The organism is Nocardiopsis tropica (assembly GCF_042660575.1).
Classification (GTDB): Bacteria; Actinomycetota; Actinomycetes; order Streptosporangiales; family Streptosporangiaceae; genus Nocardiopsis; species Nocardiopsis tropica.
This window is the reverse complement of the sequence record NZ_JBHSUF010000003.1, coordinates 14079-37560: the sequence shown is the minus strand read 5'-3', so window position 1 is coordinate 37560 and position 23482 is coordinate 14079. Positions and strand designations below refer to the sequence as shown.

25 protein-coding genes and 1 pseudogene are annotated in these 23482 nt (G+C 72.4%); 16 read left to right on the top strand and 10 right to left on the bottom strand.

Annotated elements, in window-relative coordinates:
- Nucleotides 1–14: 14 nt before the first annotated feature.
- Nucleotides 15–1571, bottom strand: coding sequence for a BCCT family transporter (locus ACFQBR_RS05730; RefSeq protein WP_344178362.1), 1557 nt, complete (start codon nucleotides 1569–1571; stop codon nucleotides 15–17).
- Nucleotides 1572–2392: 821 nt separating this feature from the next.
- Here ACFQBR_RS05730 and ACFQBR_RS05725 point away from each other — a divergent pair.
- The 3 genes from ACFQBR_RS05725 to ACFQBR_RS05715 all read left to right on the top strand — a co-directional run bounded on the left by ACFQBR_RS05725 (nucleotide 2393) and on the right by ACFQBR_RS05715 (nucleotide 5579).
- Entirely contained in the window at nucleotides 2393–2728 is a 336-nt protein-coding gene (locus ACFQBR_RS05725; protein ID WP_344178360.1) for an ArsR/SmtB family transcription factor, read from the top strand.
- A complete protein-coding gene (locus ACFQBR_RS05720; protein WP_344178358.1) occupies nucleotides 2728–3450 on the top strand; it encodes a cation diffusion facilitator family transporter in 723 nt (240 codons plus the stop codon). Before ACFQBR_RS05725 ends, ACFQBR_RS05720 begins: the two co-directional genes overlap by 1 nt.
- Before the next feature lie 437 nt (nucleotides 3451–3887).
- Nucleotides 3888–5579 carry an ABC-F family ATP-binding cassette domain-containing protein gene (locus tag ACFQBR_RS05715; RefSeq protein ID WP_344178356.1) on the top strand — a complete coding sequence of 564 codons (1692 nt, stop codon included), beginning with the start codon at nucleotides 3888–3890 and terminating at the stop codon, nucleotides 5577–5579.
- Between the two features lie 79 nt (nucleotides 5580–5658).
- Here ACFQBR_RS05715 and ACFQBR_RS05710 read toward each other — a convergent pair whose 3' ends face one another.
- Together ACFQBR_RS05710 and ACFQBR_RS05705 are read right to left on the bottom strand one after the other, a co-directional pair.
- The gene (locus ACFQBR_RS05710) at nucleotides 5659–6027 is read right to left on the bottom strand and encodes a fluoride efflux transporter FluC (protein ID WP_344178354.1); all 369 of its coding nucleotides are present in this window, start codon (nucleotides 6025–6027) and stop codon (nucleotides 5659–5661) included.
- Nucleotides 6024–6452 (bottom strand): fluoride efflux transporter FluC, encoded by a 429-nt coding sequence (locus ACFQBR_RS05705; RefSeq protein ID WP_344178351.1) that lies wholly within the window; start codon nucleotides 6450–6452, stop codon nucleotides 6024–6026. Before ACFQBR_RS05705 ends, ACFQBR_RS05710 begins: the two co-directional genes overlap by 4 nt.
- 351 nt (nucleotides 6453–6803) lie before the next feature.
- On the opposite strand from ACFQBR_RS05705, the gene ACFQBR_RS05700 reads away from it, so the two are divergent.
- The 4 genes from ACFQBR_RS05700 to ACFQBR_RS05685 are packed head-to-tail and all read left to right on the top strand — an operon-like array spanning nucleotide 6804 to nucleotide 10751.
- On the top strand, nucleotides 6804–7838 hold the full coding sequence (locus ACFQBR_RS05700; RefSeq protein WP_378552292.1) for an iron-siderophore ABC transporter substrate-binding protein: 1035 nt from the start codon (nucleotides 6804–6806) through the stop codon (nucleotides 7836–7838).
- A 2-nt stretch (nucleotides 7839–7840) separates the two neighbouring features.
- Nucleotides 7841–8878 (top strand): FecCD family ABC transporter permease, encoded by a 1038-nt coding sequence (locus ACFQBR_RS05695; RefSeq protein WP_344178346.1) that lies wholly within the window; start codon nucleotides 7841–7843, stop codon nucleotides 8876–8878.
- Nucleotides 8875–9927, top strand: coding sequence for a FecCD family ABC transporter permease (locus ACFQBR_RS05690; RefSeq protein WP_344178344.1), 1053 nt, complete (start codon nucleotides 8875–8877; stop codon nucleotides 9925–9927). Before ACFQBR_RS05695 ends, ACFQBR_RS05690 begins: the two co-directional genes overlap by 4 nt.
- Nucleotides 9924–10751: an ABC transporter ATP-binding protein gene (locus ACFQBR_RS05685; protein WP_267949613.1), complete on the top strand. Its 828-nt coding sequence runs from the start codon at nucleotides 9924–9926 to the stop codon at nucleotides 10749–10751. The genes ACFQBR_RS05690 and ACFQBR_RS05685 overlap by 4 nt, the downstream gene beginning before the upstream one ends.
- Nucleotides 10752–10881: 130 nt before the next feature.
- On the opposite strand, the gene ACFQBR_RS05680 is transcribed toward ACFQBR_RS05685, so the two are convergent.
- From ACFQBR_RS05680 to ACFQBR_RS05665, 4 genes and pseudogenes are all read right to left on the bottom strand, one after another.
- Nucleotides 10882–12093, bottom strand: coding sequence for an AI-2E family transporter (locus ACFQBR_RS05680; RefSeq protein ID WP_344178503.1), 1212 nt, complete (start codon nucleotides 12091–12093; stop codon nucleotides 10882–10884).
- Nucleotides 12094–12336: 243 nt separating this feature from the next.
- On the bottom strand, nucleotides 12337–12618 hold the full coding sequence (locus ACFQBR_RS05675) for a hypothetical protein (protein WP_344178340.1): 282 nt from the start codon (nucleotides 12616–12618) through the stop codon (nucleotides 12337–12339).
- A 181-nt stretch (nucleotides 12619–12799) separates the two neighbouring features.
- Nucleotides 12800–12973: pseudogene (locus ACFQBR_RS05670) on the bottom strand (BldC family transcriptional regulator); the annotation flags it as partial.
- 250 nt (nucleotides 12974–13223) lie between these two features.
- The gene (locus ACFQBR_RS05665; protein WP_267949615.1) at nucleotides 13224–13655 is read right to left on the bottom strand and encodes an ATP-binding protein; all 432 of its coding nucleotides are present in this window, start codon (nucleotides 13653–13655) and stop codon (nucleotides 13224–13226) included.
- Nucleotides 13656–13880: 225 nt separating this feature from the next.
- Here ACFQBR_RS05665 and ACFQBR_RS05660 point away from each other — a divergent pair, with 225 nt between their 5' ends.
- The 3 genes from ACFQBR_RS05660 to ACFQBR_RS05650 all read left to right on the top strand — a co-directional run bounded on the left by ACFQBR_RS05660 (nucleotide 13881) and on the right by ACFQBR_RS05650 (nucleotide 15303).
- Nucleotides 13881–14696 carry a Scr1 family TA system antitoxin-like transcriptional regulator gene (locus ACFQBR_RS05660; protein WP_344178336.1) on the top strand — a complete coding sequence of 272 codons (816 nt, stop codon included), beginning with the start codon at nucleotides 13881–13883 and terminating at the stop codon, nucleotides 14694–14696.
- Nucleotides 14693–14869 carry a DUF397 domain-containing protein gene (locus ACFQBR_RS05655; RefSeq protein WP_267949617.1) on the top strand — a complete coding sequence of 59 codons (177 nt, stop codon included), beginning with the start codon at nucleotides 14693–14695 and terminating at the stop codon, nucleotides 14867–14869. Before ACFQBR_RS05660 ends, ACFQBR_RS05655 begins: the two co-directional genes overlap by 4 nt.
- 254 nt (nucleotides 14870–15123) lie before the next feature.
- Nucleotides 15124–15303 carry a DUF397 domain-containing protein gene (locus tag ACFQBR_RS05650; RefSeq protein WP_267949618.1) on the top strand — a complete coding sequence of 60 codons (180 nt, stop codon included), beginning with the start codon at nucleotides 15124–15126 and terminating at the stop codon, nucleotides 15301–15303.
- A gap of 98 nt (nucleotides 15304–15401) precedes the next feature.
- Here ACFQBR_RS05650 and ACFQBR_RS05645 read toward each other — a convergent pair whose 3' ends face one another.
- The gene (locus ACFQBR_RS05645; RefSeq protein ID WP_344178334.1) at nucleotides 15402–16259 is read right to left on the bottom strand and encodes a helix-turn-helix transcriptional regulator; all 858 of its coding nucleotides are present in this window, start codon (nucleotides 16257–16259) and stop codon (nucleotides 15402–15404) included.
- A gap of 101 nt (nucleotides 16260–16360) precedes the next feature.
- Between ACFQBR_RS05645 and ACFQBR_RS05640 the strand changes: the two genes are divergently transcribed.
- Entirely contained in the window at nucleotides 16361–17875 is a 1515-nt protein-coding gene (locus ACFQBR_RS05640) for an MFS transporter (RefSeq protein WP_344178332.1), read from the top strand.
- A gap of 210 nt (nucleotides 17876–18085) precedes the next feature.
- Here ACFQBR_RS05640 and ACFQBR_RS05635 read toward each other — a convergent pair whose 3' ends face one another.
- Entirely contained in the window at nucleotides 18086–18385 is a 300-nt protein-coding gene (locus ACFQBR_RS05635) for a hypothetical protein (RefSeq protein ID WP_267949621.1), read from the bottom strand.
- Nucleotides 18386–18621: 236 nt separating this feature from the next.
- On the opposite strand from ACFQBR_RS05635, the gene ACFQBR_RS05630 reads away from it, so the two are divergent.
- The gene (locus ACFQBR_RS05630; RefSeq protein ID WP_378552286.1) at nucleotides 18622–19698 is read left to right on the top strand and encodes a protein kinase family protein; all 1077 of its coding nucleotides are present in this window, start codon (nucleotides 18622–18624) and stop codon (nucleotides 19696–19698) included.
- Between the two features lie 214 nt (nucleotides 19699–19912).
- Here ACFQBR_RS05630 and ACFQBR_RS05625 read toward each other — a convergent pair whose 3' ends face one another.
- Entirely contained in the window at nucleotides 19913–20248 is a 336-nt protein-coding gene (locus tag ACFQBR_RS05625; RefSeq protein ID WP_267949623.1) for an EthD domain-containing protein, read from the bottom strand.
- A 124-nt stretch (nucleotides 20249–20372) separates the two neighbouring features.
- On the opposite strand from ACFQBR_RS05625, the gene ACFQBR_RS05620 reads away from it, so the two are divergent.
- The 4 genes from ACFQBR_RS05620 (at nucleotide 20373) to ACFQBR_RS05605 (ending at nucleotide 23457) form a co-directional block, all read left to right on the top strand.
- A complete protein-coding gene (locus tag ACFQBR_RS05620; RefSeq protein WP_344178325.1) occupies nucleotides 20373–20735 on the top strand; it encodes a MerR family transcriptional regulator in 363 nt (120 codons plus the stop codon).
- Nucleotides 20736–20871: 136 nt separating this feature from the next.
- The gene (locus ACFQBR_RS05615) at nucleotides 20872–21678 is read left to right on the top strand and encodes a hypothetical protein (protein WP_344178323.1); all 807 of its coding nucleotides are present in this window, start codon (nucleotides 20872–20874) and stop codon (nucleotides 21676–21678) included.
- A 313-nt stretch (nucleotides 21679–21991) separates the two neighbouring features.
- On the top strand, nucleotides 21992–22588 hold the full coding sequence (locus tag ACFQBR_RS05610; RefSeq protein ID WP_344178320.1) for a TetR/AcrR family transcriptional regulator: 597 nt from the start codon (nucleotides 21992–21994) through the stop codon (nucleotides 22586–22588).
- Complete coding sequence (locus tag ACFQBR_RS05605) at nucleotides 22492–23457, top strand: NADPH-dependent F420 reductase (protein ID WP_344178501.1); 966 nt, start codon at nucleotides 22492–22494, stop codon at nucleotides 23455–23457. The genes ACFQBR_RS05610 and ACFQBR_RS05605 overlap by 97 nt, the downstream gene beginning before the upstream one ends.
- Nucleotides 23458–23482 lie beyond the last annotated feature (25 nt).

The following is a 23482-nucleotide window of genomic DNA, read 5'->3' as shown; positions in this document are numbered from 1 at the left end:
GCCTTCCGGCGGGGTCACACGGTTTCCTCCGGGGCGGAGCGCGCCGGCTGCCGCGGCGTGCCGGCCGCCCCCGTGTCCTCCGACCGCAGGTCGCGCCAGAAGCACACGACCACGCCCACGATGACGACGAGGAAGGGGGCCGACGCCACGATGACGGTCTGCTGCAGCGCGGCGAGACCTCCCGAGAACAGGAGGATGATCGCCAGGGCCCCGGTCATCGCGCCCCACAGCAGCAGGATCGGCACGGGTGGGCGCAGGGAGCCGCGGGTGGTGAGCATGCCCAGCACGTAGGTGTTGGCGTCGGCGCCCGAGACGAAGAAGAGCACCGCCAGGACCACCACCATCGCCGCCGTGACGGCGGGCAGCGGGAACTCGGCCAGCGTGGTGAAGAAGGCGCTGTTGAGGTCGGCCGCGGTGGAGCCCGCGATGTCGGTCCCGTGGTTCAGGTCCAGGTCGATGGCCGAGCCGCCGAAGACGGAGAACCAGGCGAAGAAGGCCAGGCTGGGCATGCCGAGGACGACCAGGACGAACTGGCGGATGGTGCGCCCGCGCGAGATGCGCGCCAGGAACACCCCGACGAAGGCGCCCCAGGACACCCACCAGGCCATCATGAAGTACGTCCAGCCCTGCATCCACGCGGTGTCGCCGAACGCCGGTCCCCGCAGGCTCATCAGGAGGAACTCGTCGCCGTACTGGCCGAGGGACTCCAGGAAGAGGGAGACCAGGAACGCCGTCGGGCCGAGGAACAGCACGAACACGAACAGCAGCGCGGCGACCGACAGGTTGACCTCGCTGATGTAGCGGATGCCGCGCTGGACCCCGGAGGCGGCCGAGAGGCTGAAGAGGACCGTCACGACGACCACGATCACCACCTGGGTGGTGGTGCCGGTGGGCGTTCCCAGGAGCCGGTTCAGGCCGTTGTCGATCTGCAGGGCCCCCAGGCCGAGCGAGGTCGTGGTCCCGAACAGGGTGGCGAAGACCGTGAAGACGTCGATGGCCTTGCCCGCGGGGCCGTCGGCGTGTCGTCCCAGCAGCGGCCGGAAGAGGGCGCTGACCAGACCGGGGCGCTTCTTGCGGTACATCGAGTAGCCCAGGGCCAGTCCGAAGACCGCGAAGATCGCCCAGGCGTGCAGTCCCCAGTCGTAGAAGGAGTACTGGAGCGCGAGGACCGCCGCCTGGGGGGTCCCGGGCTCGGCGAGGCCGTGGGGAGGGACGGCGAAGTGCGAGATCGGCTCGGCGATGCCGTAGGACACCAGGCCGATGCCCATCACCGCGCACAGGATCATGGCGATCCAGGTGTGGGTGGCGAACTCGGGCCGGTCCCCGTCGTCGCCCAGCCGGATGCGTCCGTAGCGGCTGAAGGCCAGTCCGACCAGGAGCGCCAGCAGCAGCAGGGGGAGCAGGAGGTAGGCCCATCCGAACCCGGAGGTGATCCGGTTCAGGGCGGAGTTCATCACGGCCATCTGGTGGTCAGGGGCGGCCACGCCCCAGACCACGAACAGCGAGGAGAGGGCGAGGGAGGCCCAGAAGACCGTTCCGACGGTGCCGCGGACGGTGGTGGAGTCATTCATGGGTGGACTCCTCTCTGGAGACGGCCACCACGCGCGGTGGTGCCGCAGAGCACAGGGCCCTGTGCCGCAGCGGACCGCGGTCCTCGTCTGTTCTGGTGCCAAGAGCGGGTTTCACAGCGGTGAACTTCCTGTCGGTGGGTGGGAGCGGCAAGGACTGCCGGAGTCTCCTGACACGTGCACGGCCGCTGGATCGCTTCAGGGCCGTGCGGGAGGATGCGAGGACGAGGTGTCGGCGCGGGGATGCGTCCCCGCGCCCGTGCCACCCGGATCCGCTTCGCGGAAGAATCCGCAACGCGATCACCGGCGGCGTTCACCAGCAGGGGAGCCCCTGTGGGAGGCGGCGCACGCCGAGGTCTGCGGCTCAGGCCGCACACCGGTCCGTGGGGCTCTCCGACGGGTCCGGGCCGAAGGGCCGGTCGAGATCCGGTCCGGCGTCGGCGCCCTCGCGCACGGTTCCTGCGGCGCTGGGCGGTCGAGTCGTTCCAGATCAAGGCGATGCCGGAGAGTCCCGGAGCGAGGTTACTCGCACGCGGGGGCGCGCTCGCCAGGTCCGACCTCCCGGTATGCCGCGGGCCGCTCCGGCCCCGGGGTCCACGGGCCCCCGGCCCTCCCGCCGGGGCCGGGGCGCGGAGGAGCGCGGCCGCGACCGGGGTGTGGGCCCGGATCCCCTGTGCCCCAGCCGTTGTCGGCGTCCGGCGGCCCTCGGACACGCCGCCCTCCGGCCGGGGTGGCCACCCGCCCGCCCCGGCCGGAGGGCGGCCTGTGCGCGCACGCGAGTATTCATGGTTTCCTGAATCCAGGATTTTGTGTATCGTCAGGGTATGATCTCCCTCGCCACCGACATCGACGCCCTGGCCCGGTTCGGCCGGGCCCTGGCCGACCCCCTCCGCTGCCGGGTCCTGCTGGCCCTGCGCGAGAGCCCCGCCCACCCCGCCGACCTGGCCGAGACCCTCGGCATCAGCCGCACCCGCCTGTCCAACCACCTGGCCTGCCTGCGCGACTGCGGCCTGGTCGTGGCCGTGCCCGTGGGGCGGCGGGTGCGCTACGAACTGGCCGACGCCCGCCTCGGACACGCCCTGGACGACCTGCGCCAGGCCGTGCTGGCCGTGCAGACCGACGCCGCCTGCGTGGACGCCGACGAGAAGGGCTGCTGCTGATGGCGCACCCCCTCACCGCGCCTCCGGGCGAGGACCGCCGCGCCGTCCTGACCCGGCGGGTGCGCCTGCTGGTCGCCGTGACCATCGCCTACAACCTCGTCGAGGCCGTCGTGGCCATCACCGCGGGCAACCTCGCCTCCTCCGCCGCCCTGATCGGCTTCGGCCTGGACTCGCTCATCGAGGTCTCCTCCGCCCTGGCGGTCGCCTGGCAGTTCTCCGCCCGCGACCCCGGCGTGCGCCAGGCGCGGGAGAAGCGGGCGCTGCGCGTCATCGCGGTGGCCTTCTTCGCCCTGGCCGCCTACGTCACCGTCGAGGCCCTGCGCTCCCTGCTCGGCGGGACCGAGGCGGCCCCCTCCACCGTGGGGATCGTGCTGGCCGCCCTGTCGGTGGCGATCATGCCGTTCCTGTCCCTGGCCCAGCGCCGCGCGGGCCAGGAGCTGGGCTCGGCCACGGCGGTGGCCGACTCCAAGCAGACGCTGCTGTGCACCTACCTGTCGGCCGCCCTCCTGGTCGGGCTGGGGGTCAACGCCCTGTTCGGGTGGGCCTGGGCCGACCCGGTGGTGGCGCTGCTCATCGCCGTGCTGGCGGTCAAGGAGGGGCGGGAGGCCTGGCGCGGGGACGCCTGCTGCGCCCCGGCCGGGATCGCCCTCACCGCGCCCGCCGCAGCCGACGCCGGGACCGACGGGTGCGGATGCGCCCCCGGATGCTCCTGCTGCCCCTGACACCGCCCCCTCCCGCGGCCCCGGCTCCCGGCCGGGGCCGCGCCCCTGCCTGACGGAGGGACGCGCACGGCCGCCTCCGCCCCGGACGGGCCCACGGGGCGGAGGAGATGCCCCGCCGCCGGGAGCGGTCCACGGGGGACGGCGCCTCCGCGGCGGCGCCGTGCGACCCCGGAGGCGTCCCCCGCCCGGAGGGGCGAGCGGCCGACCGGCCGGGACCGCCGGAAAACCCCTGGCCACAGATTCGCACGGTGACTACCATGGGCAACGTGCATCTACCTCTCTACCTCTGAGCGCATTCCGAGCGCCCGCCCCACAGCCGCTGTGGCCGCGGGCCCGCGACGTCTGCCATGACCCCCGAAGGGGTCGTCCCGTCAGCTCGGAGAGCTCCCGCACCCCTCGCGTCCACCGCCGGGGCGGAGCTCTGTTCGGAGGAGAGAATGACCACCGTCAACCCCGTGTCCGGCCTGCCCGCAGGCGAACGGGCGCAGATCACCCTGTCCGGAGTACGCGTCGACCGCGGCGGGCGCACGGTCCTGTCCGGCGTCGACATGGCCCTCACTCCGCGATCGCGGTGGGGGATCGTCGGCGAGAACGGACGCGGCAAGTCCACGCTGCTGCACGTCCTCGCCGGGACGCTCGCGCCCGACGCCGGAACCGTCCGGCGCGTGGGCACGGTCGGCGTCGCCGAACAGGAGATGGAGGCGGACGGCGGCCGGACCGTCGGCGACCTGGTCGACGTCGAACTCGCCGCCGCGCGGACCGCCCTGGCCGCGCTCGACGCGAGCGCCGCGGCGCTGGCCGACGGACTCCCCGGCGCCGCCGAGGAGTACGCGGCGGCCCTGGACGCCGCGGAGGCGCTGGACGCCTGGGACGCCGACCGGCGCGTCGACCTGGCCCTGGAGAACCTGGGGGCCGTCACCGACCGGTCGCGCCCCCTGGAGCGATTGTCGGTCGGACAGCGCTACCGCGTGCGGCTGGCGTGCCTGCTGGGCGCCTCGCACGACTTCCTGCTGCTCGACGAGCCCACGAACCACCTCGACGCCGCCGGCCTGGACTTCCTGACCGAGCGGCTGCGCGGCCACCACAACGGGGTGGCGCTCGTCAGCCACGACCGCGCCCTGCTCTCGGACGTGGCCACGACGATGCTCGACCTCGACCCGAGCCGCGACGGCGAACCCCGCGTCTACGGCGGGGGCTTCGCCGGGTACCAGGAGGGCCGGCGCGCGGAGCGGGAGCGCTGGGCGGCCGAGTACGAGCAGCAGCAGGCCGAGCACGCCCGCCTGACCCAGGACCTGTCGGCGGCGCAGAACCGGCTCGTCAGCGGATGGCGCCCGGAGAAGGGGACCGGCAAGCACCAGCGGGCCACCCGGGCGCCCGCCCTGGTGCGCGCCGTCCACCGGCGGCGCGAGAACCTGGAGGAGCACGCGCTCACCGTGCCCCCGCCCCCGCTGCGGTTCCGCATGCCGGAGCTGCGGGCACGGCCCGGGACGGACCTGGTCGCGGCCGAGGGGGTCACCGTGGCGGGGCGCCTGGACCGGCCGGTCTCGCTCACGCTCCGTTCCGGCGACCGGGTCGTGGTCACCGGGGCCAACGGGGCGGGAAAGTCGACGCTCCTGTCGGTGCTGGCGGGGCTCGTCGAGCCGACCGGGGGCGGCGTGCGGACCGCGCGCACGGCCCGGGTGCGCCTGCTGGCGCAGGAGTCGCCGCGCGCGGGCGCGCGCCGTGCCCACGAGGTGTACTCCGCCCACGTGGCACGGCTCGTCGGCTCGGGCACCCTGGCGGAGGGGGAGGCGGTCCCCCTCTCCGCCCTCGGTCTGCTCCCGGCCCGGGACGCCGCGAGACCGCTGCGCGAGCTGTCCATGGGCCAGCAGCGGCGGCTCGACCTGGCGGTGGCGCTGGCGTCGCGCCCCGACGTGCTGCTGCTGGACGAGCCGACGAACCACCTCTCGATCGCCTTGGTGGAGGAGCTCACCGAGGGGCTCGGCTCCACCGGGGCGGCCGTGGTGATCGCCACCCACGACCGGCAGCTCCGGCGGGACACGGCCTCCTGGGAGCAGCTGGACCTGCGGCCCGGGACCTCCGCGGCCCGGATCGCGGAGCGGTCGGCCGCCGGGGGCCGACCGGGGTGAGCGGGCCCGGGGCCGCGGCGGGAACGCCGCCGCGGCCCCGGACGCACGGGCGCGGCCGGGCGGTGGCGCGGGCCGGTCCTCACACCAGCGCGGCGGCCCCGAACCCGGCCGCCGCCGCGAGCACGGGCACGACGGCCGTCAGGGCGATGTTGGCGAGCGCGTGCGGCCGGCCCCGGTGCTGCGCCAGGTGGACCGTCTCCACCATGGCGGTGCTGAAGGTGGTGTAGCCGCCGCAGAAGCCCATCCCGGCCGGGCCCGCCCACACGGGCGCGGCCCCGTGGAACACCACCGCCCCGGTGAGGGCACCCAGGAGGAGCGAGCCGCTGGTGTTGATGAACAGGGTGGCCCAGGGCAGCGTGGTGGTCCACCGGTTGCGGACGGCGCCGTCCACCAGGAAGCGGGCCGCCGCGCCCAGCCCCCCGCACAGGGCGATCAGGACCCCCGTCACCGCGGCGCCCTGTCGGGGCGGGAGCACATCGCGGGGGCCCGGCCGCCGCCGGCCGCCAGGATCCCGGCCAGCGCGGCGAGCAGCCCCAGGACGATGCTCGCCGCCGTGTACGCCGCGGCGGCGGCCGGTCCCGGCTGCGCCGAGAGGGAGACGGTCTCGACGGCCAGGGCGCTGTAGGTGGTGAACGATCCGAGCGCGCCGGTGCCGAGGAACAGCCGCACCCGTGCGACGGCCGGCGTCTCCGGCCCGCGCGAGGACAGGGTCTGGAGCAGCAGGCCGAGCAGGAAGGCCCCGGCGACGTTGACCGCCAGTGTGGCCAGGACCCCCGCGCCGAACGCCTCCCCGGCGACCCCCGCCAGGTAGCGCAGGCCCGTGCCGAGCACGCCCCCGGCGAAGACCAGGGGCAGCGCATGCCGGTGACCCATCGAACCCCTTCCTCCGGACCGTGCCCGGGTCCGCCGCGCCCGTCCCGTATGCCGTCCCCCGCCGGGTCGCTCCGGGAACCGTTGCGCGGCGGCCGTCCGGGCGCTCCCGGCCCCGGGACATGCTTCTGCGGACCGGGACCGGAGGGAAAACGGCGCTCGGGGACCTGGCGGAGACTTTACCCGCGCCTCCGTGCCCGGAGCGGGGCGGCCCCGATCCGCCACCGGGGGCGGACCGGCGGGCCTGCGTCCCGTGGGCAGGAGGTTTATCCGCCTACCTCCGTTTTGGGAGGATTGAGGTTCTGCTAATTTAGGCGAGCCTACCCTCATTCCTCCAAGAGTGGATGTACCCTGATGCGCTCCCACCGGTTCACGGCACTGACCGCTGCCGCAGTCACCGTCCTCACCCTCGCCGCATGCGGCGCCCAGCCGGAAGAAGAGGAGGCCGCCGCCGAAGGCGGGTCCGGCGAGTACCCCGTCGTCATCGAGCACGCCCTCGGCACCACCACCATCGAGGAGCAGCCCGAGCGGGTCGCCTCCGTGAACTGGGCCAACCACGAGGTCCCGCTGGCGCTCGGCGTCGTCCCCGTCGGCATGGCCGAGGCCAACTTCGGCGACGACGACGATGACGGCGTCCTCCCCTGGGTCGACGAGAAGCTCGACGAGCTCGGCGCCGAGACGCCGGTGCTCTTCGACGAGAACGACGGCATCGACTTCGAGGCCGTCGCCGACACCCAGCCCGACGTCATCCTCGCCTCCTACTCCGGGCTCACCCAGGAGGACTACGACACGCTGAGCGACATCGCCCCCGTCGTCGCCTACCCCGAGGGTCCCTGGGCCACGTCCTGGCGCGACATCATCCGGCTCAACAGCCAGGCCATCGGCCTGGCCGAGGAGGGCGACCAGCTCATCGCCGACCTGGAGCAGGAGATCGCCGACGTCGTCGCCGAGTACCCGCAGCTCGAGGGCAAGTCGGCCATGTTCATGACCCACGTCGACCCGACGGACGTCAGCCAGATCGGCTTCTACACCACCCACGACACCCGGACCCTCTTCTTCGAGGACCTGGGCCTGGAGACCCCCGGGAGCATCGCGGAACTCTCCGCCGGCACCGACCAGTTCTCCCTCTCCCAGAGCACCGAGCAGATCGACGCCTTCGACGACGTCGACATCATCACCGGCTACGGCGACGACACCGGCGAGCTGCTGGAGCTCCTCCAGAGCGACCCGCTGCTCTCCAAGATGCCCGCCGTGGAGCGCGACTCGGTCTACCTCCTGCCCGGCAGCTCCCCCCTGGCCACCGCCGCGAACCCGACCCCGCTGTCGATCTCGTGGGTGCTCGAGGACTACGTCGCCGCGCTCGCCGAGGCCGCCGACAAGGTCCAGTGACGATGGCCGTCACCCGTCCCGCACCGGACGCCGGCACCGAGCGGCGCCCGGTGCGGGCGCGTTCGCTCTGGCTGCTCCTCGCCCTCGCCGTGCTCGCGGCGGCCATGCTGGCCTCCGTCGCCTGGGGCTCCCGCATCGTCGGCCTCGCCGACGTCGTCGCCGCCCTGGGCGGCGCGGACGAGACCATCGAGCAGGCCGCCGTCACCAAGCGGGTGCCGCGCACCCTCCTCGCAGTGCTCGTCGGCGCCGCCCTCGGCCTGTCCGGGGCGGTCATGCAGGGCGTGACCCGCAACCCCCTCGCCGACCCGGGCATCCTGGGCGTGAACATGGGCGCCTCCCTCGCCGTGGTCTGCGGCATGGTCTTCTTCGGCCTGACGTCCCCGAGCGGCTACATCTGGGCGGCGATCGGCGGGGCCGCCGCCGCGGCCGTCTTCGTGTACACCGTGGGCTCGCTCGGCCGGGGCGGGGCCACGCCCCTGAAGCTCGCGCTCGCGGGCGCCGCCACCTCGGCGGCGTTCTCCTCGCTCGTCACCGCCGTGGTGATGCCGCGCAACGACATGGCCGGGAGCTTCCGGATGTGGCAGATCGGCGGTGTCGGCGGCGCGTCCTTCGACGGCGTCCTCCGCGTCCTGCCCTTCCTCGCCGTGGGGCTCGTCCTCAGCCTGATGTCGGCGCGTGCCCTCAACTCCCTCGCCCTGGGCGACGACCTGGCGGCCGGCCTCGGCGAGCGCGTCGCCCTCGTGCGCGCGACCGCCGCGCTCGGCGCCGTGCTGCTGTGCGGCGCGGCCACCGCGGTCGCCGGCCCCATCATGTTCGTGGGCCTCGTCGTGCCGCACATGTGCCGTCTGCTGATCGGTGTGGACCACCGGTGGCTGCTGCCGTTCTCCGCCCTGCTCGGCGCGGCCCTGCTCACCGCCGCCGACGTCGTCGGCCGCGTCGTGGCCCGTCCGGCCGAGGTCGAGGTGGGCATCGTGACGGCGCTGATCGGCGCACCGGTCTTCATCTACATCGTCCGTCGGCAGAAAGTGCGTGCCCTGTGAGCGCGGAAACCGCCATCCGACCCCTCGGCGTCGAGGCCGTCACCCGCGGCCGGGTCCGGCGCACCGCCAGGCGCGGCGCCGTCGTCGCGGTGCTCGCGGTCCTCATCATCGCCGTGTTCGCCACCAGCCTCATGGTGGGCCGGACGTTCTACCCGCCCGCCGACGTCGTCGCCGTGATCCTGGGCGAGCAGGTGCCCGGGGCCTCCTTCACCGTCGGCACGCTGCGCCTGCCCCGGGCGGTGCTGGCGGTCGCGGCCGGGCTCTGCTTCGGCATCGGCGGCGTCACCTTCCAGACGATGCTGCGCAACCCCCTGGCCAGCCCCGACATCATCGGGATCAGCTCCGGGGCGAGTGCGGCGGCGGCCTTCGCCATCGTGGTGCTCTCCCTGGGCCGGACCGGGGTGTCCGTCGTCGCGATCACCGCCGGGCTCGCCGTCGCCCTGCTCGTCTACGCCCTCGCGTTCCGCGGCGGGGTCGCCGGAACCCGCCTGATCCTCATCGGCATCGGCATCGCCGCGATGCTCGACAGCCTCACCAGCTACGTCCTGTCCCAGGCGGCCGAGTGGGACCTCCAGGAGGCCATGCGCTGGCTGACCGGCAGCCTCAACGGCTCCACCTGGACCGAGACGGTGCCGGTCCTGCTGGCCCTGGCGGTCCTGGCGCCTCTCCTGCTGAGCCAGTCCCGCAACCTCTCGGCGATGCAGCTGGGGGACGACACCGCCTCCGCGCTCGGGGTGCGCGTCGAACGCACCCGCATCATCGTCATCGTCGCCGCCGTGGGACTCATCGCCTTCGCGACCGCCGCGGCCGGGCCGATCGCGTTCGTCGCGTTCCTGTCCGGGCCCATCGCCGCCCGCATCGTGGGGCCCGGCGGCTCGCTCCTGGTGCCGTCGGCCCTCGTGGGCGCGCTCCTGGTCCTGGTCGCGGACCTCGCCGGCCAGTACGCCTTCGGGACGCGCTTCCCGGTCGGCGTCGTCACCGGCGTGCTCGGCGCGCCCTACCTCGTCTACCTGATCGTCCGCACCAACCGCGCCGGAGGCTCCCTGTGACCGCCAACCACTCCCTGGAGGTCCAGGACCTCGCGCTCGGCTACGGAGACCGGGTGGTCATCGAATCCCTCGACCTCGCCGTGCGGCCGGGCGGCATCACGGTGATCGTCGGGGCGAACGCCTGCGGGAAGTCCACGCTCCTGCGGTCGATGTCGCGCCTCCTCGCCCCCAGGAAGGGGCGGGTGGTCCTCGACGGCAAGGAGGTGCACCGCACGCCCGCCAAGGAGCTGGCGCGCACCATGGGCCTGCTGCCCCAGTCGCCGATCGCCCCCGAGGGGATCACCGTCGCGGACCTCGTGGGCCGAGGACGCCACCCCCACCAGGGGATGTTCACCCGCTGGAGCCGGGAGGACGACGCCGCGGTGGCGGCGGCGCTGGAGGCGACGCACACCTCCGACCTGGCCGAGAGGTCGGTCGACGAGCTCTCCGGCGGCCAGCGCCAGCGGGTGTGGATCGCCATGGCGCTCGCCCAGCAGACCGACCTGCTGCTGCTGGACGAACCCACGACGTTCCTCGACGTGAGCCACCAGGTCGAGGTGCTCGACCTGCTCACCGACCTCAACCGGGAACGCGGCACGACCATCGTCATGGTCCTGCACGACCTCAACCTCGCCGCCCGCTACGCCGACCAGCTGATCGCGCTCGCCGACGGGCGGCTGCACGCCATGGGAGAGCCCGCACAGGTGCTCACCGAGGACAGCGTGCGCGCGGTGTTCGGCCTGGAGAGCCGGGTCATCCCCGACCCGACCACGGGCAGGCCCCTCATGCTCCCCCTCGGACGCCACCACGTGCTGGAGCCCTCGGGCCTGGCCGCGGAGAACTGACGGGCCCGGCGGGGGCGGGGTGTCCCGGTCCCGCCGGACATCCCGGCCCGAGGTCTCCCGCGCGGGGCGGCGCCGGACCGGCTCCCCGCCGGGGAGGGCCGCAGCCCCGGCCCCGCCCGCGTCCCGCTGGTCAGTCCTGGGGAGGCGGGGTGGACCCGGTGCGCCCGCCGGTCCCGGTCGCGGTCCCGCCACCGCCCTCGCGGGTACCGCCGTCCTCGCCGGGTCCGCTGTCGTCCCCGGGTGCCGCGCCGCCCTCCCCGGTCTCCGCCGCGGGCCCCTCTCCGGCCCTGGCCGCCGAGAGCAGGTGGTGCTCCTCCACCTCGTACCGGCGGATGTAGGTGCTCAGGAAGGCCTGGAGGCTCGCGCCCATCGGCAGCGCGAGCAGCGCGCCGGGCGCTCCCAGGATGGCCACGCCCGCCAGGACCGAGCCGAAGGCCACCGCCGGGTGCATGTCCAGGGTCTTGGCGGTGATGCGCGGCTGGAGCAGGTAGTTCTCGAACTGCTGGTAGACGATCACGAACACCAGCACCCACACCGCAGGCCAGACCCCGACCAGCAGGGCCACGAGCACCGGGACGGCCCCGCCGATGTAGGTGCCGACCGTGGGGATGAACTGCGACAGCACGCCCACCCACAGCGCCAGCGCGAACGCGAAGGGGATGTCCAGCACGACCAGCACGGCGTAGTGCGCGCCGGCGCAGACCAGTGCCAGGAGCGCCCGCGAGTACAGGTAGCCGCCGGTCTTCTCGATGGCGATCTCCCAGGCGCGCAGCGTCTCGCGCTGCGTGCGGGGCGGCAGCACCGAGCAGATCACGCGGCGGAAGCGCGGCCCGTCGGCGCACAGGTAGAAGGTGAAGAGCGCGATCGCCAGGCCGTTGAAGAGCAGGGCCATGACGGTCGTCCCGGCCCCCCAGACGTTGTCGGCGATCGCGGAGGCGTACTGCTCGACGACCCCGCTGGCGCTGGAGATCTCGTTGAGCAGGGTCGTGGGCGAGTAGGTGGTGTCGAACGTGGTGTTGACCCAGTGCAGCGCGGCGCGGATCATCGCCGGCACCTCGGCGGCGAAGGCCAGGACCTGACCGACGAGCATGGACCCGAGCAGGCTGAAGAACGCCACGGCCAGCGCCATGACCAGGAGCATCACGGCCCCGGTCGCGGGACCGCGCGGCCAGCGGTGCCGGTGGAGCCAGTTGACGGCGGGTTCCAGCGCGAGCGCCAGGAACAGCGAGATCAGCAGCAGCACGATGAGGTTCTGCAACCGCAGGAACAGCCACAGGGCGATGCCGAACGCCGTGACGATCCACATGGCCAGCATCATGGCCCGGGGGAGCCAGGGCGGCATGCCGCCACCGCGGTCGGGGCGCGGGGCCCTGGGAGGCATGGTGCTCGTGTGCAAGCCGGTCTTCCTTCTGTGTGCCGCGCACGACGAAGCGCGCGGCGGTGCGGGGGTGTCTCCCCGGACGATAGCGGTCCTCGCAGGGTGTTTCGCCCCTTCGGCACGGCCCGCGTGAGATCGAGTGACCTCGTCACCGGTCTTCCTCCCGTCGTGGGTGAGGACCGATGACGCGTGGGCGCGGCGCGCGCTTCACCCGTCCGGGGGCGTCGTGGTGCGGTGGTGGTGCCAGTGGCGGATCGCGGCGCCCAGGCAGGCGGTGTCGGCGGCGTCCACCTGTTGGCGGGCGGCGTCCAGGCGGGCCTGGGCCGCGGTGACCTGTTGCTGGGCGGCGATCTGGGCCAGGCGCGCCAGCCCCGCGGCGGCGTCGGCCGCCGCCCGCTCCCGCTCACGCATCGCCGTGTGGGCGCGGTGTTCGGCGTGCTCGGTGTAGGGGCGCAGGAGCGGGGTCCCGTCGCTGGAGGGCGCGTTCACCCTGGTCCCTCCCTTCTCAGGGCTGGTGCGGCTGGGTGCGCAGGGTGGTGATGAGGTCGCTGATGCGGGCGGCGGTGGGGTCGCCGTGGGCGGTGGCCAGGTCGCGGACCTCTTCCAGGGCCAGCAGGACGGCTCCGCCGCCGGTGCCGGTGCCGGGGCCGGGGCCGGGGCCGGGGGTGTTGAGCAGGGTGTTGATCTGGGTCTGGGGGTAGCGGCGGTGTCCGCCGAGGGTTTTGACCGAGGCGAGGCGGCCGTCTTTTTCCCAGCGGGTGACGGTCTTGGGGTCGACGCGGAAGAGGCGGGCGACTTCTGCGGGGGTGAGCAGGGCGTCGGCGTTTTCGACCAGGTCGGGCAGGGGTGCGGTGGGCACGGTGTTCTCCGTCAGCGTGTGTCGTCGGTTGTCGGGCGTGTGCGGGTGGGTGGTCGATGGTGGGTGGGGGTCGGGTCCGGTCCGGGGAAGTTCGACCGGACCCGAGTGGGTGGGGCGGGGCCGCCGGCCCCCCTTATGGCGGCGGCCCCGCGGCCCGGTGGTGTTCCACCGGGCGGGGAACCCCCGGGTGTACGGCCTGAGGGCGTGTGGTGCGAGGGGGACGGTGTCCCGTAGGTCAGGGGTTCTCGATCACCGCGCGTACGGTCAGGGGGCCCAGGGCGGTGCCCTTCCACTCCCATTCCCAGTCCCAGTACACGGCGAGGTGGTCCACCAGGTGGAGGCCGGGAAGCGGGGAGCGGTGGGCGTCGCCCAGGCGCGGACAGGGGACGGCGGTGCCGCCCAGGGGGCCGCCGTCGGTCACGGCGACGGTGACCAGGAACGGGTTGACGTCGATGACCACCCGCACGGTCCCGCCGGGGTCCCCCGAGCGGGTGTGCCGGTGCGCGTTCGACACCAGGGCTCGCGCGACCTGGAGGACGTTGCGCCTGGGACGGCGGGGGACCACGGTGTGCACCCAGTTGGACAGGGCGCTGTAGTCGCGCTCGTGGCCCAGGAGGATGCCGTGCCGGTGGGGCTCGGAAAACCCGATCCGGTGCGGGTAGGGCACAGCGGGCCCGGACGCGGGATCTGGTTTCGGTGCCGGGGTGGCGGTAGGCTTCATTCGTCTCACCTCGTGTCTTTGCGGACAGGTGGGGCATTTGCCTCGGCGGCCGCTCTCTACTTCGGCCGCCGAGGCTCTTTTGTGCCCGACTTAGCCGCCCCACCGCATGCCTGCGATGGCTTGGCCTTGGTCCAGAATGCGGCCAGAATTAGCTGTCTCATAGCTTCCGGAATGATCTCGGGATTCCGTGATCCTGAATGGGCCACTCTTGCTAATCTGGCACGCATGATCCTTACTCCCTTTCAGGAAGCTCTCATCAAGTTTCGAGAGCTAGCAGGGCTCACTCAGCGACAACTAGCTGATCGGAGTCAGACATCGCATTCGAGCGTGAACCGTTGGGAGCGCGGGACAGGGACACCAAAAAGGGACAATGTTGCACTTTTGGATAGCGCTCTTGGGGCCCAGGGTGTCCTTCTAGCTGCGTGGCGGAGGACCACGGAAGGTACCGGACTACCTGACTGGGCGAGGGATCTGGAATCCATCGAGCGCACGGCGAGGCACCTGACTGCGATCACTCCCGCGATGGTGCCGGGCTTGCTCCAATGTCCTGCGGTCGCCCGCGCTGTGTTCCGAGCCGGACTCCCTGGGGCGTCACCGGGAGATCTTGCGCGTTTGGTCGCGCTGCGGACGGAGCGACTGAAAGAGCTGCCTGATATGGATGTGACGGCTGTGTTCCCGGCAGCGGCAGTAGCCGGGCTTCCCGCCGACCTTCGCCAGGCGCAGGCCGTGTATCTCCTAGAGTGGGCCGCGACGGGGCGGGTGAGCCTGCATCTCGTACCGCAGGGGGCGACGCTCCTCGTGCCTGCAAGCCCGCTCATGCTGTTCCGGCTGGGGACGGGGGATCTAGCGGTCGTCAGTGACCACGCCGACGGTAACGTGATCCACGAGGACACCTCGCACGACAGACTTTCCGGTGAGGTTACGGCCGCTCTTGCTGCTTCCCTGCCAGTTGGCCTCTCGCTGGACGAACTTAGGAAGATGACTTGAGCACCACCATCGAATGGCATAAGTCCAGCTACAGCGCCAACGGTGCGAACTGTGTGGAGGTCGCGGAGGGGCCGGTGACCGGCGTCCGTGACACCCAGAACCGAGAGTTGGGCCATCTTGCGGTGCCTGCTCCGGAGTGGGCCGCTCTGGTGAGCGCGGTTCGCGGCCTGTAGTCACCGAAAAAGAACCGGTCCCGCCCAGGCGTAATGGGCGGGACCGGTTCTGTTCAGCGGGTTCAGGCTACCCGGGGGCAGGGTGCTTCACCAGGACCGAAGACCTCACACGGCGCGGTGGCCGAACCAGGTCACCCGAACTGCGACGATTCGCGATCCTTGGTCCCGTCATGGGGTAGGAACCGGGCGTTATCGCTGACGCAAGCTGAGAGTGGTGGCACGCGATGGTCGCACGTTCTTCGAGGCAGCATCACATGATGACTGAGGACTGGAACAAGTCCACCTACAGCAACGCCGAAGGGGGGCACTGCGTGGAGGCCCGCAGTGACCAGGCCACGGTCCTGGTCCGCGACACCCAGAATCGACCGCTCGGCCACCTGTCGGCCCCGGCCCCCGAGTGGACCGCCCTGCTGGCGGCGGTGCGCAGCCGGTAGTAACCGAGAACGGAACCGGTCCCGCCCGGGCGTCATGGGCGGGACCGGTTCTGTTCAGCGGGTCCAGTCCGCTTCATCGCAGGACGCGGTCGCCGCCGTCACCCGCGTGCAGGGGCGTCGATGTTCACTTCCGACAGCTGGAGAAGTCGCTGTGAGGTGGTCTCGTCGGCAGGCGTCATCACGGTCAGCCGGTGACCGGTCTCCGCGACGTTGGTCGAGACGAAATTGAGCTGCAGCAAACCGACAAGCGGACTGTTCAGCCGCTTGGTCTCCAGGTGCTGGAGCATGACGTCGTGCCGGTCCCACAGCTGTGAGAACTCCTCCGACCGCTGCTGCAGCTCTTCGACCGTCGTGCTCGCGGTGCGGCCTGCGTCGGTGCCGGCGACCGCGCGCAGCTGTGCGACCATCCGGGCGGCGACGATGTCGTCGTCGACGTAGCGGCTGCGCCAGTCCGCGTTGGTGAAGAACTGCAGCGCGCAATTCCGCTCGGCGGGCGGTATCCGGTCCATGTCCGTGAACAGGAAGCGGTAGGAGAGGTTGTAGGCCACCACGTCGAACACGCTCGTCTGCAAGCACGCGGGAAAGGGATCGAGTTTGTCCAGCACCGGCTGGTACGCCGCCAACAGCGACGCGTCGAGCGCCGACGGCGGGGTCGACCGGGAGTGCACACCGGCGAGGCGTTCCAGGTGCCGCTTCTCGGTGGCGTCCAGGTGAAGGGCTCTGCCGACCGCGGTCAGGACCTGCGTGCTGACGTTGATCGGCCGCCCCTGCTCAAGCCAGGTGTACCAGGTGACGCCCACTCCGGCGAGCACCGCGACTTCCTCACGTCGCAGGCCGGGCGTGCGGCGGCGTCCGGTGGCGGGAAGCCCCACCTGGTCCGGGGTGAGCCGCTCGCGTCGGGTGCGCAGGAAGGCGCCGAGCTCGCGCCTGATCGCCGGGGGCCGGGGACTTGTCATGCCTCCACCATGCCTCACCTGCGGACCGGTATCCAGGTTCGGTCAGTACCCCCATAAACAGGCTCCTGGTACCAGGATGACGCCGCTGCCAGGGTCGGGGCGTGACCAGAGAACCGAGAACGCAGAAACCCTCCCCGCAGGTCGAGGGTGACCACGAGACCCGCAGCGCCACGCCGACCCCGCCCCCGCCCCCGTCCGCGACCGCGGAAAAGGCTCCGCCCGCGACGCTGGGCACGGCCGGCCTCCTGACCGCGCTGTCCGCCCTGCTGCTGTCGGTGGTGAGCTTCGCCGCGGCGGGCATCGCCGTACCGAGCATCGGCGCCTCGCTACAGGCTTCGGCGTCCGAGCAGTCGCTGGTGGTGTCGGTCTACTCCCTGGGGTTCGCCGCGCCGATGGTCGTCGGCGGACGTCTGGGCGACCTGTACGGCAGGCGGCGGCTCTTCCTGTTCGGCATGGCCGGATTCACCGCGTTCTCGCTGATGGCGACCCTCGCGCCGACCATCGCCGTGCTGATCGTCGCCCGCGCGCTCACCGGGGTGTCGGCGGCGGCGATGGTGCCCCAGGTGCTCGCGACGATCACGGCCTCCACGCACGGACGCGAACGCGCCCGGGCGGTGGCCCTGTTCGGGGCGACCGCCGGCGGCGCGACGGCGGTGGGCCAGGTCCTCGGGGGCGTCCTGCTGTCGGTCCCCCTGCTCGGCTCCCCCTGGCGCACGGTCTTCGCGATGAGCGTCCTCATGGGCGCCGTCGCGTTCCTCGCCGCTCTGCGCTGGATGCCGAGCACCGGCGCGCCGGGCGACCGTTCACTGGACCTGATCGGCACCGCCCTGCTGGGGGCGGCACTGCTCGCGCTGATGATCCCCTTTTCCCAGGGCGGTGCGCTCGGTTGGCCCGGGTGGTGCTGGGCTCTGCTGGCGGCCAGCCCGGTGGCGTTCGCGGCGTTCTGGACGCGGCAGCTCCGGCTGCACCGCCGCGGCCTGGTCCCGCTCATCCCTCCGCCGCTCCTGCACCTGAGGTCGTACCGGCTCGGCCTCCTCATGGCCCTCCTGCTCCAGTCGGCGTTCGGCGCGTTCACGTTCCTCTACGCGCTCTCCACGCAGACCGGCCTGGGCTGGTCCCCGATGGGCGCGGCCGTCGTGCTGCTGCCGTTCGCGCTGTGCTTCCTGGTCGTGTCGATCTGGTCGGGAAAGCTGGCGCCCCGCTTCGGGTTCCGCCGCCTGCTGACGATCGGCGGGTTCGCGCAGGCGGCGATGCTGGTGGTGACCGCGACATCGGTGCTCGTGCAGAGCCCGGGGATGAGCGGGTGGACGCTGGGCGCTCTGCTGGTCGGCGTCGGGTTCGGTCAGGCGCTCATGTTCGGGCCGCTGGTCGGGGCGATGATCGCCGACGTTCCGCCCTCCTCGGCCGGAGCGGCTTCCGGGGTCGTCCAGACCACGCAGCAAGCCGCTATGGGGCTCGGGGTCGCGGTCGCCGGAGGGCTTCTGGGGGCTGCGACGGCCGACTCCACCGTCCCGGTCGAGCAGGCCTACGTGACGGCACTCGCGGTCTGCATGCTCGTCCAGGCCGCGTTCGCCATCGCCTTCGCCCTCCTCGCCTTCGCCCTGCCCAGGCGCTGAGCCGGGAACAGGCGGCCCGGCGGCACTGTGAGCCGACGCCCACGGGGGCGTCGGCTCCCTGTCCTGGGGTCGGTGGCAGTCCGGGCCGGGGACGCACGGGTCGCACGAGCCCGGTCGGAGGCCGAGCATGCACAGGGGGCGTCACGCCGGGGCAGGCCGGGCCCCGGAGCCGAGGGTCGGCCTCCGCGACGGTGCGCCACGGGGTTCGTCTCACGCCATGGTGTCGTGACCGTGCGCGGCGTCGATCCAGGCAGTCTTCTCGCATCCGGTGCCGACGATGCTGGCGTCGACGAGTTCCACGTTCCGGCACTCGAACACGTCGGTGTTGGCCAGGGACATGATGGAGCCGGCCCCCTCCCCGTTGCCGATGCAGCCCGTCGCCCGGACGTCGCCGCCCCGGGGGAAGATGTGCGTGCAGTCGTACTCGGCACGACCCTGGGCGTGCGCCGGGACGGCGAGGGCGGCGAGCAGGACGGCGGACAGTGCCGCAGCGGTGTACATGCGCTTCATGGTGACTCTCCGAGCCCGTTGGTTACCTTGCGTGGTCAGCATGCCAGTGAAAAGCGCGCCGCACCTGCGGTTCCGCGATCCGGGCCTGACCGGGCAACCACACCCGGTCTCCGCCCCGATACGGAGGCCGGACCGAAGGGCTGCGTGCCACACTCGGGTGCGGCCCGGCTCAGCCGTGCAGCCGGCCAAGGACGGCGACCCGCGCCCAGGCGGAGGTAACAGTGAAAGACCCCGACATGTCGCACGGTGCGCGTATCGCCGCCCACGGCGCGGTCTCCACGTCCCTGGCCCTGTACAGCGATCGCGCCCTGCGCGAGCTCGTGGACACGGCCGTGCCGATCGGATCCGGCATCGGCGGGACGTCGGCCCTGCTGGAAATCGCCGGAACCCCGGTCTTCGTGAAGCGGGTGCCCCTCACCGACCTGGAGAGACAGCCCGAACACGTCCGATCCACGGCGAACCTGTTCGAGCTGCCCGCCTTCTGCCAGTACGGCACCGGCGCCATCGGCAGTCCGGGCTTCGGGGCCTGGAGAGAGCTCGCCGTGCACACCATGACGACGAACTGGGCGCTCACGGCGGAGCACGAGGGCTTCCCCCTGATGTACCACTGGCGGGTGCTGCCGGATGCGACGCCCCTGCCCGAAGAACTCGCCGACATCGAGCGGGCTGTCGCCTACTGGGGCGGCGGAACGCAGGTGCGCCGCCGGATCGAGGCGCTCCAGCGGTCCCACGCGAGCGTCGCGCTGTTCCTGGAGTACATCCCGCAGAACCTGCACCAGTGGCTGGGCACCCAGGTCGGAGCAGGCGACGAGGCCGTGGACCGGGCCTGCGCCATGGTGGAGCGGGAACTGGAAGCCACCACCTCGTTCATGAACGCGCGGGGGCTCCTGCACTTCGACGCGCACTTCGAGAACATCCTCACCGACGGCCGGCGCCTCTACTTCGCGGACTACGGCCTCGCGCTCTCCTCCCGGTTCGAGCTGTCGCGGGAGGAGGCCGACTCCTTCGACCGGCATCAGTCCTACGACCGCTGTTACACCGCCACGTATCTGGTGAACTGGCTGGTCACCGCCTTGTACGGATTCCAGGTGGAGGACCGGGACGGCCGCCAGGAGCTGGTGCGCTCCTACGCGGAGGGTGGACGCCCCACCGGAATCCCGGAGGGGGCCGCAGCGGTCATCGCCCGGCACGCGCCCGTCGCCGCCGTGATGTCGGACTTCAACCGCGAGTTCCGGAGCCGGAGCAGGCGGACCCCGTATCCGCTGGAGGAGATCCGCCGGGTCGGCCGCACGTACAGCCCGTCCGTCGGCTGACGAACCCATAGGACAGACGCCGCTCCGTACCGGGCCACCAGGCCGAGGACGACTTGTGGCACCAGTGGTCCGTCGCGGCTCATCGCGTTCGCTTCCGGCCCATCACGGGTTCGGCGGGGCCTTCCCCCTCTTCCCCTGCCGGACAGGACCGTGGCGGCAGGGCGCGCCGCACCGGCGGGTCATGGGAGCCCGCGCGCGGCGTCCCGCCGGGCGATCAGATCACCTCGCGTTCTTCCGTGACCATGACGCCGATCGACTTCTGGTCGATGAACACGGCCTCGTCCGGGTTCACCTTCGACCGGTAGTTCTCGGACGCGAAGAACGCGTCGTGATCGGCCCAGTTCTCGAACCAGATCTCCGTGAGGCCGTCGTAGGCGGGTTCCGGGTAGCCCTCGGCCGAAACCGGGTGGGAGACGGCGTACTTCTTCACGTAGCGCAGCGCCTCGGGGATGGAGGTGAACAGAGGGGCGTGCCGGTTGCGGTGATGGTCGACGAACTCGTCGATCTCCATGCCTTCGACGCGGTTGACCAGATAGACGAACTTGATCACGAGGGTGCTCCTGTCGATGTCGCGATGTGCCGGTGGCGGCGCATTCCGTGGATACGGGAAGCGGCCAGCGCTACGGTAAATGCTCACATCGATGTGAGTGTCAAGCGGAGGACGGTGAAACAGGATGCGGATCGGCGAGCTGTCGCGTCGCACGGGTGCGAGCAGACGTTCCCTGCGCTACTACGAGGAGCAGGGCCTCCTCGAGAGCACACGCTCGGCCAGCGGTCAGCGGCACTACAGCGAGGAGCATGTGGAGCGCGTGGGACTGATCCGGGCGTTCCTGGCGGCGGGCGTATCGAGCACCGCGATAGCGGACATGATCCCGTGCATGAAGCGGCCCTCCGTCGACGAGGCGCGACGCGCGGCGAGGACGATGGCCAGGGAACGCGCGCGACTCACCTCGACGGTCGAGTCCCTCCGCGTGTCCATGAACTCGCTCGAGGAGCTCATGGAGACGAACAGGCGTTACCTCGCTGAACACTCCTAGGTCCTGGTGCGTGTCGTGGGCGGGGTGTTCTCGCAGGCCACAGTGTTCTCACCCCGGGGACGTGGGGGCCTCTGAGGCCGAAGCAGGCCGGACACGTCCCCCGACCCCGTCGTCGGGCGTGACTAAAGTACCCACCATGCACGAACCCGGCCCCCCGCCTCCCCAGGGTCCCCACCCTCCCCGACAGCCCGGTCACCAGCCGCCCCCCGGCCCCCAACCGCACTCCGGACCACAGACTCCGCCCGGCCACCGGCCTCCTCCCGGACAGCCGCAGGGCCAGGGCCGTCCCGGCCCCGGGCAGCCGCCCGCACAGCAGGCCCCGCCCAAGAAGGGCTCCGTCGGCAGGACCCTCGCCTGGGTCGGCTGCGGCTGCGCCACCGTCCTCCTCCTCGTCATGGCGGCCGTCGGCTTCGGCGGCGCGTACTACTTCGGCTGGTTCGGCCCGGAGGACGTCCACACCTCCCCGCCGGGTCCGTGCGATCTCCTGGACACCGACGCCGCGAGCGAGATCGCCGGAAACGGCGAGAACCTGGAGGTCTATGAGGCCGACCACTCCTACGCGTACGGAGCCGAGGGCCTGGAGTGCGTCGTCACCCCCGGCATCGAGGCCGCTTCCGGACACGAGGTGGACCTGCGCACCACCGTCTTCACCAGCCAGGTGAACGGGATCCGCAAGGACAACGGCATCGAGGCCGCCACGAGCTACTTCTACGACAGCCGTCCGGAGTCGGACGGCTCCGAGTCCGCGACCTGCCCGGACGGCAGGCTCCCGCTCAGCGGCACCGCGAACGGTTCCGGGCACGCCCTGTACCGCATGGACAACCTCGTCGTCGAGGTCGAGGTACTGCCCGCGGGCGCCGAGGCCGAGGAGACGCTCGACGAGGCGGGCCGTACCCAGGCGGCCGTGGACCTGCTCTGCGACGCCGTCTCCGGCATGGAGTGACCGCGCTCCGCAGCCGCCGCACACGCGAACACTCCGGCCCGCCTCCGCGCACGCGGAGGCGGGCCGGAGGCCTGTTCGCCGCCTCCGGCGCGGGCCGGGCCCGTTCCGCCACAGCCCCGGTCGCCACAGCCCTGGTCGACACGGCACCCACGGGTGGCATGCGCCTGCGCGCGTCGACCGTTCAGGACGTCCGGACGGTGGCGGACCGAGGGCGGCGACTTGACCGGAGGCAGCCTCCGTTTTAAGCTCGTTCCTGTGCGGAGGCAGCCTCCGTTTTTTCGAGGAGCCGGAAACACCGAGGTCAGGGGGGCGTATGAGCGCCAAGGGGCAGCAGGGGCGCAAGCCCCGGGCGGACGTCCAGCGCAACCGCGCCGCCCTCCTCGAAGCGGCGCAGCGCCACTTCCTCAGAGCCGGGGTCGGCGCCTCCCTGGAGGCGGTGGCCAAGGAGGCGGGCGTCGGACCGGCCACGCTGTACCGGCACTTCCCCACCCGGGAAGCGCTGCTGGCGGCCGTGCTGCAGACGCGGTCCGAGGAACTCGTGGCCCGCCAGGAGGACATCGCCCTGCTCGGCGACGCCTCCGAGGCGCTGCGGCAGTGGCTGCGGGCTCTGGAGGAGTACTTCAGCGCCTTCAGCGGGCTGCCGGAACCGCTCATGGCCGCGGTCCGGGAGAGGGAACCGGACAACCCGCTCACCCTCCCCTGCGACGAACTCATCGCCACCACCGACGAGTACGTGCGGGCCGCACAGCTCGCGGGGCACGCCCGCCCCTCGGTGAAGGGGTACGACCTCTACCTCGCGGCCGTCTCCGTCGCCTGGATCAAGGGCTCCGGCGCCACCGACGAGGAGTCGCTCGACCGGCTGCGCGCACTCATCGAGAGCGGATACCGGGAACAGGACGGCGAGGAGTAGGCCGCCGGCCTCCCTCCCCGCCGGATCCCGGCGCCGTCGGCCGTCCCGGCAGCCGTGCGCTCCCGCCTGCCCGGCCACCCATCACACCGCGCCGCACCCACCTCGGGACGGCGCGCCTTCGAGAGGGACACACCATGAGAATCGGCATCATCGGCGCGGGGGAGATCGGACGGACGCTGACGCGCGCGTTCAGCGCGGGCGGACACGACGTCCAGGTCGCCAACTCCCGGGGCCCCGAGACGATCGACGCCTCCGCGCTGGAGCACGGGGCCGAGGCGGTGACCGCGGCCGAGGCCGTCCAGGGCAAGGACGTGGTCATCCTGTCCGTCCCCTTCACACGGATCCCGTCGCTGGCGGCCCTCCTGGCCACCGTGCCCGACGAGACCGTGGTCATCGACACCTCCAACTACTTCCCCCACCTCGGCGGCCCCGTCGAGGCGGTGGAGAAGGGCCAGGTGGAGAGCCTGTGGGTCGCCGAGCAGCTGGGACGGCCCGTCGTCAAGGCGTGGAACGCCGTCCTGGCCGGCACCCTGCAGACCAAGGGCGTACCGGCGGGGACCCCGGGCCGCATCGCGCTTCCCGTCGCGGCCGACTCCCCGGAGGCGCGACGCGTGGCCATGCGCCTGGTGGACGAGAGCGGCTTCGACCCCTATGACGCCGGGACGCTCGCCGATTCCTGGCGCCAGCAGCCGATGACGCCCGCCTACTGCACCGAGCTGGTCCTCGAAGACCTGGGACCGGCCCTGGAGGCGGCCGACCGGGAGGAGGCCCCGCTCAACCGCGTCCGCATGATGGAGCGCTTCGCCGCGCTCACCTCCGCGCCCACGCTGGACGAGACGGTCGAGCTCAACCGCTCGCTCCACCGCTGACACACGACCCGACCTGCGCCGACCC